The sequence below is a fragment of the Anaerobacillus sp. QJM3NY_32 genome (assembly GCF_056173645.1).
Map to the genome: position 1 here is coordinate 1,721,417 of NZ_CM149684.1, position 12,344 is coordinate 1,733,760.

General features: G+C 39.2%; 14 protein-coding genes and 1 pseudogene. 10 read left to right on the top strand and 5 right to left on the bottom strand.

What is annotated here, in order from left to right:
• Positions 1-97: 97 nt before the first annotated feature.
• Positions 98-331: a hypothetical protein gene (locus tag AC0VYH_RS09240; protein ID WP_194221273.1), complete on the top strand. Its 234-nt coding sequence runs from the start codon at positions 98-100 to the stop codon at positions 329-331.
• A gap of 121 nt (positions 332-452) precedes the next feature.
• Here the strand turns inward: AC0VYH_RS09240 and AC0VYH_RS09245 are convergent, their stop codons facing one another.
• A complete protein-coding gene (locus AC0VYH_RS09245) occupies positions 453-1,967 on the bottom strand; it encodes a glycine betaine uptake BCCT transporter (protein ID WP_475373697.1) in 1,515 nt (504 codons plus the stop codon).
• A 355-nt stretch (positions 1,968-2,322) separates the two neighbouring features.
• On the opposite strand from AC0VYH_RS09245, the gene AC0VYH_RS09250 reads away from it, so the two are divergent.
• Positions 2,323-3,198, top strand: a complete 876-nt coding sequence (locus AC0VYH_RS09250) for a polysaccharide deacetylase family protein (RefSeq protein WP_475373698.1) — start codon at positions 2,323-2,325, stop codon at positions 3,196-3,198.
• 16 nt (positions 3,199-3,214) lie between these two features.
• Here the strand turns inward: AC0VYH_RS09250 and AC0VYH_RS09255 are convergent.
• Positions 3,215-3,559: pseudogene (locus AC0VYH_RS09255) on the bottom strand (DUF1885 family protein); the annotation flags it as partial.
• Between the two features lie 235 nt (positions 3,560-3,794).
• On the opposite strand from AC0VYH_RS09255, the gene AC0VYH_RS09260 reads away from it, so the two are divergent.
• Entirely contained in the window at positions 3,795-3,908 is a 114-nt protein-coding gene (locus AC0VYH_RS09260) for a GapA-binding peptide SR1P (protein WP_098443236.1), read from the top strand.
• 39 nt (positions 3,909-3,947) lie between these two features.
• On the opposite strand, the gene AC0VYH_RS09265 is transcribed toward AC0VYH_RS09260, so the two are convergent.
• Positions 3,948-5,423 carry an aminotransferase class I/II-fold pyridoxal phosphate-dependent enzyme gene (locus AC0VYH_RS09265; protein ID WP_430247070.1) on the bottom strand — a complete coding sequence of 492 codons (1,476 nt, stop codon included), beginning with the start codon at positions 5,421-5,423 and terminating at the stop codon, positions 3,948-3,950.
• A gap of 388 nt (positions 5,424-5,811) precedes the next feature.
• Between AC0VYH_RS09265 and AC0VYH_RS09270 the strand changes: the two genes are divergently transcribed.
• Positions 5,812-6,765: an NAD(P)H-dependent flavin oxidoreductase gene (locus AC0VYH_RS09270; protein ID WP_475373699.1), complete on the top strand. Its 954-nt coding sequence runs from the start codon at positions 5,812-5,814 to the stop codon at positions 6,763-6,765.
• 20 nt (positions 6,766-6,785) lie between these two features.
• A complete protein-coding gene (locus AC0VYH_RS09275; protein WP_475367218.1) occupies positions 6,786-7,058 on the top strand; it encodes a UPF0223 family protein in 273 nt (90 codons plus the stop codon).
• Between the two features lie 23 nt (positions 7,059-7,081).
• On the opposite strand, the gene AC0VYH_RS09280 is transcribed toward AC0VYH_RS09275, so the two are convergent.
• Positions 7,082-7,711: a YktB family protein gene (locus AC0VYH_RS09280; protein WP_475367219.1), complete on the bottom strand. Its 630-nt coding sequence runs from the start codon at positions 7,709-7,711 to the stop codon at positions 7,082-7,084.
• 262 nt (positions 7,712-7,973) lie between these two features.
• On the opposite strand from AC0VYH_RS09280, the gene AC0VYH_RS09285 reads away from it, so the two are divergent.
• The 3 genes from AC0VYH_RS09285 (at position 7,974) to AC0VYH_RS09295 (ending at position 9,551) form a co-directional block, all read left to right on the top strand.
• Positions 7,974-8,162, top strand: coding sequence for a hypothetical protein (locus AC0VYH_RS09285; protein WP_194221280.1), 189 nt, complete (start codon positions 7,974-7,976; stop codon positions 8,160-8,162).
• Positions 8,163-8,253: 91 nt separating this feature from the next.
• On the top strand, positions 8,254-9,096 hold the full coding sequence (locus AC0VYH_RS09290; RefSeq protein ID WP_430247074.1) for an inositol monophosphatase family protein: 843 nt from the start codon (positions 8,254-8,256) through the stop codon (positions 9,094-9,096).
• Positions 9,093-9,551 (top strand): GNAT family N-acetyltransferase, encoded by a 459-nt coding sequence (locus AC0VYH_RS09295; RefSeq protein WP_475373700.1) that lies wholly within the window; start codon positions 9,093-9,095, stop codon positions 9,549-9,551. Before AC0VYH_RS09290 ends, AC0VYH_RS09295 begins: the two co-directional genes overlap by 4 nt.
• A gap of 53 nt (positions 9,552-9,604) precedes the next feature.
• On the opposite strand, the gene AC0VYH_RS09300 is transcribed toward AC0VYH_RS09295, so the two are convergent.
• On the bottom strand, positions 9,605-9,778 hold the full coding sequence (locus AC0VYH_RS09300) for a DUF5325 family protein (protein WP_194221283.1): 174 nt from the start codon (positions 9,776-9,778) through the stop codon (positions 9,605-9,607).
• A 151-nt stretch (positions 9,779-9,929) separates the two neighbouring features.
• On the opposite strand from AC0VYH_RS09300, the gene typA reads away from it, so the two are divergent.
• Both typA and AC0VYH_RS09310 read left to right on the top strand, forming a co-directional pair.
• On the top strand, positions 9,930-11,762 hold the full coding sequence (gene typA / locus AC0VYH_RS09305) for a translational GTPase TypA (RefSeq protein WP_194221284.1): 1,833 nt from the start codon (positions 9,930-9,932) through the stop codon (positions 11,760-11,762).
• Positions 11,763-12,001: 239 nt separating this feature from the next.
• Complete coding sequence (locus AC0VYH_RS09310; protein WP_194221285.1) at positions 12,002-12,322, top strand: YlaH-like family protein; 321 nt, start codon at positions 12,002-12,004, stop codon at positions 12,320-12,322.
• Positions 12,323-12,344 lie beyond the last annotated feature (22 nt).

A 12,344-nucleotide genomic window follows, 5' to 3' on the forward strand; every position in this document is an offset into this window, starting at 1 on the left:
TTTATTGGAAACTAAATATAGAAATGAAGCGATTAGGAGATTTACTTGCACATACATTTGAGAATAGGACACTTGTATTATGCGGAGGTGCTGTTCTATGTATGGAAAAGTTATTTGCATTCAGCTTTTGATCTGGTTTGGTTTTTTTCAACTTATTTATTATTCTCCTCGAGATCATATTGGATTTAAGATTTTATTATTTTTAGTTTTTCTTTATCTTATTTGTACGATTTCTGTTCAAATGGTTAGAAGAGGAAGAGAGCTTATCTATTTGATTTCTTTTTCTTCTACTCTGGCATTCATCATTATCTATCTATACCATTTAATTTGATGGACGTAACTATTTAAAAATTAAGCTGACTAATGAATGTTATCGATAACCTTCATTAATATAATAGATAGAAGGTAAATGAAAAAGCGTCCTACCAAGAGGGTAGGACGCTTTTAGTGTTTTATGATTTTGGATCATCTTTCTTAGGTGGTCTAGGAGGTATTTTCTCTTGTTTAAAGGCTTTAACGAGAGAAATGATCATTCCTATTATAATAATAGCAAACGGGAATGCAGCGATGATAGAAGCCGTTTGAAGAGCTCCTAATCCTCCAGACCAAAGCAGAACTGCAGCAGCAGATGATTGAATCACACCCCAAGTTAATTTCACTTTGGTGGAAGGATTCATGCTTCCGTTCGTCGTTTGCATTCCAAGGACGAATGTTGCTGAGTCAGCTGAAGTAATAAAGAATGTGCTGATTAATAAAATGGCAATAATCGACATGGCTGTTCCAAGTGGATATTGCTCAAGTACAGCGAATAGCGCAACTTCCATACCCTGGTTATTGATAATGTCGTAAATACCTGTTCCTGCCATATCAAGTGAAATAGCTGACCCTCCAAATACGGAGAACCATAATCCACCAAAGATTGTCGGAACTAAAAGGACACCAAGAACAAATTCTCTGATCGTTCGACCTTTTGATACTCGAGCAATAAATGTTCCAACGAATGGCGCCCAGGCAATCCACCATGCCCAATAGAAGATTGTCCAGCTCTGGATCCAAGACGACCCTTCAAAAGGTCTCATACGGAGACTCATACTTGGTAGGTTTTGAATATAAGATCCAAGTGTAGATGTGAAGAGGTCCATAATAAAGTTTGTAGGTCCTGCGAATAACAGGAAGAACATGAGCAAGATCGCTAGGACAATGTTTGTATTACTTAAGTACTTAATCCCTCTTGAAATCCCCGTTGAAGCAGAGATCATATAGAGGACAGTTACAATAAGAATAATGATTAACTGTGTTGTAAACGAATTTTCAATGCCAGTTAAATAGGAAATTCCTCCGCCTATTTGAGAAGCACCAAAGCCAAGGGACGTCGCGACACCAAATACAGTCGCAATGACAGCAATAACGTCGATTAGTTTACCAATTGGTCCATTTACACGTTCTCCAAGAATCGGATAGAAAATCGCGCTGATTAAGCCTGGCGCACCTTTTCTAAATTTAAAGAAGGCAAGTGCGAGAGCAACGACTGTGTAAATTCCCCACGGGTGAAGTCCCCAGTGGAAGAAGCTGTATTGAAAGGCTAGTCGCGCTGCTTCATCTGACTGACCAGCTGCCCCAGCTGGAGGATCATAGTAGTGGAACATCGGCTCTGCTACACCCCAGAATACAAGTCCAATTCCCATTCCGGCTGAGAAAAGCATAGCAAACCATGTAATTAGGTTATATTCAGGTACATCGGTTTCTTTACCAAGTCGAAGTCTTCCATACTTCGAAAAGATAAGATAAATCGCAAAGATAAGAAAGCCTGACGCTGCTAATAAATAAAACCATCCAAACTTCACTTGAAGAAAGCTTTGAAGTGAGCTTGTAGTCGAATCTAATGACTCAGGAGAAATCGTACCCCAAGAAATAAAGATTAGAGACAGAAGTACAGAGATAACAAAGACTGCTGTAAGCTTATTCAAATTTCATCATCACCTTTCTAAAATAATTCCAAAAAATAGCACTGTCATCTGAAAGCACTTTTATACACAGGAAATAAAATGTATGTGTACTCAATGTTACCTGTCGATACCAAAACTATGCAGGTAAGCGCCCTATTCCCTTTTATTAACAGGCTTCAGGACAAGTCAAGCAAAAGACACGTTGTCTAGTATATTTGTTGTTTTAAACGTTGTAAAGGGAAAAACCATGTCAGAAAGGAAGTCGGAATAGTTGAAAAATAGATGGGTAGATAGTTGGTTATTTGTGACAATTTCCTCTTTATACTGTTCATGAATTCGTATATGATGAAATGAGACTAGATAAGGGGAGAGAGAAATGACAAACACATTGAAATGGATGACATTAGCGCTTTTGCTTTTTGTAGCTGCGTGTTCAACAAATGCTGGTTCACAAGAAAATTCAGAAGCATCAACGAATGAAGCAAATAATAGTGAAGCTTCAAATGAACAAGAAACAAACGAAGAAACAAATAAGGAAGAAACAGATTCAGACGCGGCAGGTAATGCTGAGTCAGAGGATCAGAAAGAAGAAGAAGCTACTGCAGAAGAAGTAAAGCCTGAATATCGACTTAACGAAGCTTTTTGGGGCTTTGAACCGATAAATGATGCACCTGCTGAAGCGGTTCTACTTACAATTGACGATGCTCCAGATACGAATGCCGTAGAAATGGCAAAAACGTTAAAAGAACTAGATGCTCCTGCCATTTTCTTTATTAACGGTCATTTTATTGATACAGATGAAGAAAAAGCAAGGTTAAAAGAAATTTATGATATGGGCTTTGAAATAGGAAACCATACGATGACGCACGCTGATCTCAAAACATTATCAGAAGAAGAGCAAAAAGAAGAGATATTGAAGGTAAATGAAATGATAGAAGAAGTAATTGGAGAAAAGCCGAAGTTCTTTAGAGCACCTTTTGGATCTAATACTGACTTTTCGAAGTCATTAGCCGAAGAAGAAGGCATGCTCGTAATGAATTGGACATATGGCTATGACTGGGTAAAGGAATATCAAAGTGAAGCTGCAATCAAAGACATTATGGTAAATTCACCGCTACTTCAAAATGGGGCAAACTTACTTATGCATGACCGTGATTGGACAGCTGCTGCATTAGGAGATATTGTGAAAGGATTAAGAGATAAAGATTATAACTTAATTGATCCGGAAGAAATTGAACCTTTACAAAAATAAACAGCCATTTGGCTGTTTATTTTTTTGCGTAATACATTGTTCTACCGTTGAAGAGAGTAAGATCGGCCTGTAATTTATTTGCAAGAAATTTACATAATTCATTCGCTTTCGCTTTATCACCGTGAGTGGATTGATCTGGTAGAACAATCTGAAGTTTGCTGTCTACTAAACCGATGATAATCATCCGATAATCACTTTGTTTTCCTTTTAAATAAAACCAAATGTCTCCATCCACTTGTTCAATCAAAGTATAGGGGAAAGCAGACTCACTATAGGACCAAGAAAGTTGCTCTCCGGTTTTGGATGTTATGTCCATGTAGTAGGAAAGTAAGCTTTTAATATGATCAAGTGATAGTTCATCTTCCGTTTTTGGTTTTAAGTAAGCACTTTAAGGCATGATCATTCCTCCCATCGTCATATAATAAAGTGTACAGTGTAAATTGTATTCTGACAATTGGTCGTTCATCCACACATATTGGACACAAAAAGAATATAATGTGATATACAATATAGTGTTGACAAAACAATTGTGACACACTATTATGAAGTTAAGCGAAACGGAAGCGTTTTCAAAACTAACTTAAGGGGTGTTGAGAATGGGTATTATCATTTGCCAAACTTGCGAAAAAACAATTGATCACGTACATGAAGAGAAGGTAAGTACACTTTATAGCAGATGCCCGGAATGCAATAAAAAAGATAAAAAATAACGTATATAGCAAAGAAAAAGGCGGCCAATTGGCCGCCTCTTATTTAATGGCTTTATATTCTTTAATGACCCGAATGTGAACTAATTCGTCGTCCTCAGGCCCCTGAACCGGTAGTCCAGCTTCAATGTTTTCTTCGATATATGTTAAGTTTTCTTCTGTAATGATTTCACCTGGGATGAAGATTGGAATTCCGGGTGGATAAACCATCACAAATTCTGCAATGACACGACCTGCCGATTCTTTAAATGGAATCACCTCTGTTTCAGAATAAAAAGCATCTCGAGGTGAAACAGCTAGAATCGGGATATCTGGAGCGTGAACATCAAACTTTTTAGTGATTGAACCTTCTGTCTCTTTGAAGGCGTCTACCATGTCTTTTAGAGCATGAACAAGAGCGGTGGTTGTTTCCTCGGTATCGCCAGGAGTTACAATACATAATAGGTTATACAAATCAGAGAGCTCTACTTCAAGGTTCGCTTCTTTTCGAAGCCAAACTTCAGCTTCATAACCAGTAATTCCAAGGTCATGAACAGAAATGATTAATTTCGTTGGATCATAATCGTAAGTAGCGTTCGTTCCAAGGATTTCTTGCCCAACACAATATAGAGGAGAAATATCATTTATTTGCTTTCGCGCTTCTTCTGCAAGTTGTATGGAGCGTTCAATTAAATCATATCCATCCATGACCAATCTTTTTCTTGCAACGTCAAGAGAAGCAAGAAGGATATACGAAGTGGAAGTAGTTGTTAGCATGCTAATAATGGTTTGGACGCGTTTTGCAGAAACAAGCCCTTCTTTTACATTAAGGACGGAACTTTGTGTCATTGATCCCCCTAATTTATGCACACTTGTAGCTGCCATATCTGCACCTGCTTGCATAGCTGAAACGGGCAGTCGCTCGTGGAAGTGAATGTGAACACCGTGAGCTTCATCAACTAATACAGGAACGTCATACTCATGAGAAATCGTGACAATCTCTTCAAGATTAGCAGATATACCAAAATAGGTGGGGTTAATGACAAGGACACCTTTTGCGTCAGGGTGCTGTTCTAATGCTTTCTTAACGGCTATAGGAGTAATGCCGTGGGAGATGCCAAGCTTAGGGTCAATTTCCGGATGAATAAATACAGGTGTTGCGCCGGAGAAAATAATTGCAGACATAACAGACTTATGAACATTTCTCGGGACAATAATTTTATCTCCTGGTGAACATACAGTCATGACCATTGTCATGATTGCACCGCTTGTACCTTGAATAGAGAAAAAGGTTGCGTCAGCGCCAAAAGCTTCAGCAGCTAGATCCTGTGCTTGCTTAATCATACCGTGTGGATGATGGAGGTCATCAAGTGGTTGAATGTTAATTAAATCAATTGACAGGGCGTTTTCGCCTATGAAAGAACGAAATTCAGGATCTATGCCAGCGCCTTTTTTGTGGCCGGGTATATGAAATTGAATAGGGTTTTTGTTAGCGTGGTTTACTAAACCAGTGAACAATGGTGTTTCGTGTTGTTGCAAATCCAGCACCTCTTTATTTATACTTTGGTTAAATGAATAACGTTGTAGATCGTCTGCTCTTTTATATCGAATGAGCCGAAAATCTTGAAATCAGTAGTATAGCTTATACGTTACTAGATAAAGCCCTCCACAGTAGTTTGTGGAAAGCGGGTTTGGTCTAAGTGAACTTTTTGTATAGCCAGATATGACGCTTAAAAGAAGAACATTAGTTATAGGACTTCTTTCTTCCTTAAACAAACTGAGTATAATCACATGAGGGATAATTTGCAAGTTTTATTTTAAACCCATGCTTATCGATCAACTATATAAGGAAGCATCGTTCCTAGAAGAGAAAAGAGGAGATCACTTCTAACTCTCGAAATGGGTTATCATAAGGAGAGGATTCATTATGAAGTGGAATACGCGAATTACTCAGTTATTAGGTATTGAAAGACCAATCGTTCAAGGGGGTCTCGCCTATCTTGCATATCACGAGTTAGCTGCTGCTGTTAGCAACGCAGGAGGATTAGGGCAGCTCACAGCTATGTCTATGGAGTCAGCAACACAGCTTAAAGAAGAAATCGCCCTTACTAAAAGTCTCACCGATCAGCCATTTGGAGTGAACTTTGCGATTGGTCAACATGGAAGACCCTTTGAGGATATGCTTGAAGCAGCCATTGAAGAAGGAGTGGAGATCATTTCGGTTACCGGTGGAAACCCTAAGCCGGTATTTGATATGGTAGAAGGAACGAATGTGAAAGTTGTTGTTTTGACTGCTAGTAAAAGACAAGCAGTAAAAGCAGAAGAGTTAGGAGCTACTGCCGTAATGGTTGTCGGGCAAGAAGGTGGAGGACATCTTGGAAAGGATGATATTGGTACGATGGTACTCGTTCCTCAAGTAGTTGATGCTGTGTCTATTCCGGTTATTGCTTCAGGGGGAATAGGTGATGGAAGAGCGCTAATGGCTTCTCTCGCACTTGGCGCTGAGGGAATTGAAATGGGTACACGATTTATTGTTACAAAAGAATGTACCCATGCTCATGATGTTTACAAGCGTCGTTTGCTTCAAGGGTCTGAAACGGATACTATGATTATTAAGCGTAGTATTGGAGCACCTGCAAGAGTTATTAGGAATGTGTTTGCTCAAGAGATTTTACAAATTGAAGCAAATCAGGGAGGATATGATCTTCTTAAAGAATACATAAGCGGTAAAGCAAACAGGAAATTTATATATGATGGAAAAGAAGAAGAAGGCTTTGCTTGGGCAGGTCAGGTTATGGGAGCGATCAATGATGTTCCTTCAGTAGCGGAGTTATTTGATCGTATGGATAAAGAAGCAAACGAAATTCGATTAAAATGGTAAAGTGAGAAAGGAGATTGAAAATGGAAGTACAATACCCTATTTCAATTGATTGGAGTAAAGAAGAAGTCATCAAAGTTGTAAACTTTTTCCAATTAGTTGAGCAAACATATGACAGAGGGGTGCATAAGGGCGAATTGATTAGTAGCTATCATGCATTTAAAGATGTCGTTCCCTCTAAATCAGAGGAAAAGCAAATCTTTAGACAGTTTGATAAAGAGACAGGATTTTCAACTTATCATGTTGTAAAAGAAGCAAGAGAAACAGAACGCGATAAAGTAAAAATGAATAAATGAAAACCAGGGGAGAATCCCCTGGTTTATTTTGTGGCTTGAAGTGAAAGTTGATAGATAGGCATTAAGGTCTCAAAAGTTTGTTTAACCTCTTTAATAAATTTCTCTCCATCATTCAATAACGGGTCGTCACTGGCAAAATGACGGCCAACTAGAAATTCGCCCTTTTTTACATCTCTAAAGCGGGTAAGTACTTTATCGAGATCACTATCCTTGATGGGGTGGCTTGCCTTTTTCTTAGTGTGGTCAGTAGAGATCCAATATGAAGTTGGAATATCTTTCTTTAGTTCATTTAAGTGATCTAAAAATAAGGAAGCCATTTGTGGCTTTCCTGGAAGCTCGTAAATGTATGCAAGCCATACAAAGACATGATCATCAAAAAGGCCGATTTGAAAGTGAGGGTGCATTTTGTACCCGCGTTTGTTATGCGAAAACGCCATCCATGTATCAACGGGAGGATTCTTCGTTCGTCTTGCATGACGAGCAATGTGAAGGTGCATCTCATTTCCAGCAAGAATCTCGAGATCGCTTTTAATTTCCTCGCTAATGGCAGCGAATTTTGGTTGAATCCGCTCTTGTATGGCTTCCATTCGAGCCTCAAGTCCATCAATTTCGAATGATTGAAAATCAGTTTGAGTAAATCCTTTAAAAGACATATTATCCTCCAATACGACAAAAAATTTATATTCTTATAGTAACATAGACCGAACATTTGCATATAAAATGACGATTGGTGTGTCATGTTAGGTTTGAAATGTGCGAAAAAGAGGAAAAATAGAAACAAATAAAGAGGTTGCATAGTCGACAGGTAAAGCATAAGATATATTAATCAAAGCAGAAATATCAGAATATTCCGTCTTATAGCCGGATCTGATGACTATGACTGCTTAATCGAATTTGAGAGGGGTGTAGGTTACCATGAAACAAGTGATTCAGTCATTGCAAAGAAACGAGGCAGAGAAGCGGATCCCGGTGCTGAGAATGGAAATTGACTATGAGCTGGCAACACTACACGATGCAATGACGGCTAGTGATCAGGATGAAATGAAGAGATGTAAAGTGAAGCTAGAGGAGCTTCGAAAAGAAATGGTCAGATTAGAAGCTTAATGAAGCGAACCTTGCAAAAAGGTTCGTTTTTTCTTCTTTTCCTGTCATAATAAGAGGTAGAAAGAAAATTAAGGCAAAAGGAGATCGAACCATGACACAGCACACAAACTGGGACAATGTATATGAAGATGCAATCAGATGGATACGAGAAGCGGGTCAAGAGATCATGGCTTCCTTCACAACTTCCTTTAAGATTGATACTAAAAGCAATCCAAACGATCTCGTAACGGACATTGATAAACAAACGGAGAAGTTTTTTATTGAAAAAATTAAGGAAGGTTATCCAAGTCATCGAATCATGGGCGAAGAAGGTTTTGGTGATAATATAGAACAGTTGAACGGCGTAATTTGGTTTTTAGATCCTATTGATGGAACGATGAATTTCGTTCATCAACAAACTAATTTCGCTATATCGATCGGAATATACGAAGATGGAGTAGGGAAACTGGCGTTTATTTATGATGTTACGAAGGACGAACTGTATCATTGTAAAAAAGGTTCAGGAGTTTATTTAAACGATGAGAAAATCAAACCATTGAAAACGACTAACCTTTCAGAGTCACTTCTAGCTATAAACGCGACCTGGGTAACAGAAAATCATCGAATAGATCCTCGCACGTTCTCACCACTTCTAAAAAAAATCCGGGGAACACGTTCTTATGGTAGTGCAGCTATTGAATTGGCGTACGTAGCCGCCGGTCGACTTGATGGGTATGTTTCCCTGCGACTTGCTCCGTGGGATTTTGCTGCTGGTAAAATGTTAATCGAGGAAGGCGGAGGGATATGTACAACAGTTGATAACAAAGAGATTGATTTACTTGATAAGAATACAATTTTTGCTGGTACTGAATTATTCCATACTGAGGTTCAAAAAGAATACATTCAGCCTGCGCTTGATCAAAATTATTACTTAAGAACCCCTTCTTCAAGATGAGATTGTTAGCAGCTCCTGAATCTCAAGAAAATATTGCTGAACTTCTTTTTGACTGGACGCAAGAAGACGAAACATGGCTTCTTACAGAATTTGATCGAATCCCATTATTCGAAGATATGATTTCATACATACAAACATATGAAGGAATGGGCTGCGAGTTTAATGTATGGTTCTACGGCGATCTACCGGTAGCGATTACGGCCGTTCTTGACGATGCACCGTCTAATCAAAAACCATGGTTAGGGACAATTGTCGTTCATCCTATGAAGCGAAAGTCGGGTATTGGTTGTAGCGTTATTCGCACCTTATTAGGTAAAAAAAACGATGTTGTTTTTTCAGGTATTCCTTATGACCTGAACGAATGGAGTCTTTTTTTAGGTAAGTGTGGATTCGAGCAATACGGAATTGAAGAAGAGGGGAAAAAATATTTGATTTTGGTCCACCCAAATGGGTGAAAGGTAAATAGATAAAAGAGCTGTTCTACTTGAACAGCTCTTTTCATGTGATCTTATAGTTCTGCTTTACGTTTAATACGAAAGCCCATTCCCATAAAGAAACCTACTCCGATAAATGAAAGAAGCCCGCCGATCCAGCTTTGTTCAGCTATAGATACGCCGATTGCACACATGCTTGCAACCGCTAGAATGGCCATTAAGAGTAAAAGGAAATTATGCTTGTTCATGTAGAAAGCCCCCTTTATAGTACTAGTGTACAATAACCATGTTGCTGGTGAAAGAAGAGAAATTTCGCGTATAGCGATATCTGTGTTATAATGGTCTAGTTATTGAGTTTATCGTCAGAAATAAGGCGAGAATACGAGGAGAGAATAATTAATGGCAATAAGAGAAGATATTCGTAACATCGCAATCATTGCCCACGTTGACCACGGCAAAACGACGTTGGTAGACCAAATGCTACACCAGTCTGGAACGTTTCGTGATAACGAGCAAGTAAGCGAACGTGCGATGGATTCGAACGACCTTGAGAGAGAACGCGGGATTACAATCCTTGCTAAAAATACGGCAATTAACTATGAAGACAAACGAATCAACATCATGGATACACCTGGACATGCCGACTTCGGTGGTGAAGTTGAACGTATCATGAAAATGGTAGATGGCGTTCTTCTAGTTGTTGACGCTTATGAAGGCTGTATGCCACAGACACGTTTCGTGCTTAAGAAGGCTCTTGAGCAGAAGCTTACACCAATTGTCGTTCTTAACAAAATTGACCGTCCTGCAGCACGTCCTGAAGAAGTTGTGGATGAAGTCGTTGATTTATTTATTGATCTTGGCGCGGACGAAGATCAGCTAGACTTCCCAGTAGTTTATGCTTCAGCAATCAACGGTACAGCTAGTCTTGATCCTGAAGTACAGGATGACGATATGAAAGTTCTTATGAACACAATTATTGATAACATTCCTGCACCTCTAGATAACAGTGACGAGCCTCTTCAATTCCAGATTACACTTCTTGATTACAACGACTATCTTGGAAGAATTGGAATTGGTCGTGTGTTCAGAGGAACAATGAAGGTTGGCCAACAGGTAGCCCTGATGAAGGTCGATGGAACAGTGAAGCAATTCAGAGTGACTAAGCTCTTTGGTTTCATTGGATTGAAGCGTACTGAGATCGAAGAAGCGAAAGCTGGCGACCTTGTAGCGGTTTCTGGTATGGAAGAAATCAACGTAGGTGAAACAGTTTGTCCTTACGATCATCAGGAAGCACTTCCTATTCTTCGTATTGATGAGCCTACTCTTCAGATGACGTTCCTTGTAAACAATAGTCCTTTTGCTGGTAAAGAAGGTAAATACATTACAAGTCGTAAAATTGAAGAGCGTCTTAGAGCTCAGCTTGAAACTGACGTAAGTCTTCGCGTTGAGAATACAGATTCTCCAGATGCATGGGTTGTCTCAGGACGTGGTGAGCTTCACCTTTCAATCCTGATTGAAAACATGCGTCGTGAAGGATATGAGCTTCAAGTTTCAAAACCTGAAGTTATCGTACGTGAAGTAGACGGCGTTGCAAGTGAGCCTGTTGAACGCGTTCAAATTGACGTACCTGAAGACTACACTGGTTCTGTAATGGAATCACTTGGTGAGCGTAAAGGTGAAATGGTCAACATGGTAAACAACGGTTCAGGCCAAGTTCGCCTTGAATTCATGGTTCCTGCTCGTGGTTTGATTGGTTACTCAACTGAGTTCCTAACACAAACACGCGGATATGGTATTATTAACCATACATTTGAAACGTATATGCCTCTTATTAGCGGGCGTGTAGGTGGACGTCGTGCTGGTGTACTTGTTTCAATGGAAAAAGGAAAAGCATCAGAATACGGTATTATGGGTGTTGAAGACCGCGGTACAATTTTCGTAGCTCCAGGTACTGAAGTTTACGAAGGAATGATCGTTGGGGAACACACTCGTGAGAATGATATCACGGTTAACATCGTTAAAGTGAAGCAGATGACGAATATGCGTTCTGCCAACAAAGACCAAACGGTTTCTATGAAGAAGCCTCGCGTTCTAACTCTTGAAGAAGCGCTTGAGTATTTGAACGATGATGAGTATTGCGAAGTAACACCGGATTCAATCCGTCTTCGTAAGAAAATCCTTGATAAGAACGAACGTGAAAAGAACGCTAAAAAGAAAAAAACAGCCCAATAAGGGTGTCTAATGCGATTCAAAAGGGGCATCCCTTTTGGATCGTTTTTTTATTGTTTAGCTATGTTCCCAGTTATGTATGGGGTTTTTAAAGAGCTATGTTAGGCTTTACTGTTGATTCTCGATTTTCGGCTCAATTGAGTGAAACCTTTAGTAACATAGCTTTTTTTAAAAAGAGAGAAGAAATCGTTTACTTTTATTTATGGTTTGTTTTATTATGCTTTTATACCGGGGGTGAATAAATGAATACGGAACCTACCATTGCATCGGAAGATTTATCATTTTTCGCTAAGTTGGTCGGCATTGAAGACAATATGACCCTGGGGTTTTATTTGCTATATGCGATCATCGTTATCCTTTGTATTGTTGTCTATCGTCTTGGCTTTGCCAAAAAACTTCCTCTACTAAAAAATGTCATCGTATACGCTGTTCTTGTTATTGGATGTTTTCCGCTAACCTTTTTTGGAATCGGTTTGCCGGTTGCTGAAGGATTAGTAGCTTCTGCTGTCGTATTAATTATTTATAAGGTGCGACTCAATCAAGCGAAGAAAAAAGAAGCGTAATGTCATAAGGTGGAGGGACACT

What these genes read in the sequence shown, in the direction of transcription:
- AC0VYH_RS09240 (WP_194221273.1), top strand. Translation starts at nt 98, where the DNA reads ATGTATGGAAAAGTTATTTGCATTCAGCTTTTGATCTGGTTTGGTTTT.
- AC0VYH_RS09250 (WP_475373698.1), top strand. Translation starts at nt 2,323, where the DNA reads ATGACAAACACATTGAAATGGATGACATTAGCGCTTTTGCTTTTTGTA.
- AC0VYH_RS09260 (WP_098443236.1), top strand. Translation starts at nt 3,795, where the DNA reads ATGGGTATTATCATTTGCCAAACTTGCGAAAAAACAATTGATCACGTA.
- AC0VYH_RS09270 (WP_475373699.1), top strand. Translation starts at nt 5,812, where the DNA reads ATGAAGTGGAATACGCGAATTACTCAGTTATTAGGTATTGAAAGACCA.
- AC0VYH_RS09275 (WP_475367218.1), top strand. Translation starts at nt 6,786, where the DNA reads ATGGAAGTACAATACCCTATTTCAATTGATTGGAGTAAAGAAGAAGTC.
- AC0VYH_RS09280 (WP_475367219.1), bottom strand. Translation starts at nt 7,711, where the DNA reads ATGTCTTTTAAAGGATTTACTCAAACTGATTTTCAATCATTCGAAATT.
- AC0VYH_RS09285 (WP_194221280.1), top strand. Translation starts at nt 7,974, where the DNA reads ATGAAACAAGTGATTCAGTCATTGCAAAGAAACGAGGCAGAGAAGCGG.
- AC0VYH_RS09290 (WP_430247074.1), top strand. Translation starts at nt 8,254, where the DNA reads ATGACACAGCACACAAACTGGGACAATGTATATGAAGATGCAATCAGA.
- AC0VYH_RS09295 (WP_475373700.1), top strand. Translation starts at nt 9,093, where the DNA reads ATGAGATTGTTAGCAGCTCCTGAATCTCAAGAAAATATTGCTGAACTT.
- AC0VYH_RS09300 (WP_194221283.1), bottom strand. Translation starts at nt 9,778, where the DNA reads ATGAACAAGCATAATTTCCTTTTACTCTTAATGGCCATTCTAGCGGTT.
- typA (WP_194221284.1), top strand. Translation starts at nt 9,930, where the DNA reads ATGGCAATAAGAGAAGATATTCGTAACATCGCAATCATTGCCCACGTT.
- AC0VYH_RS09310 (WP_194221285.1), top strand. Translation starts at nt 12,002, where the DNA reads ATGAATACGGAACCTACCATTGCATCGGAAGATTTATCATTTTTCGCT.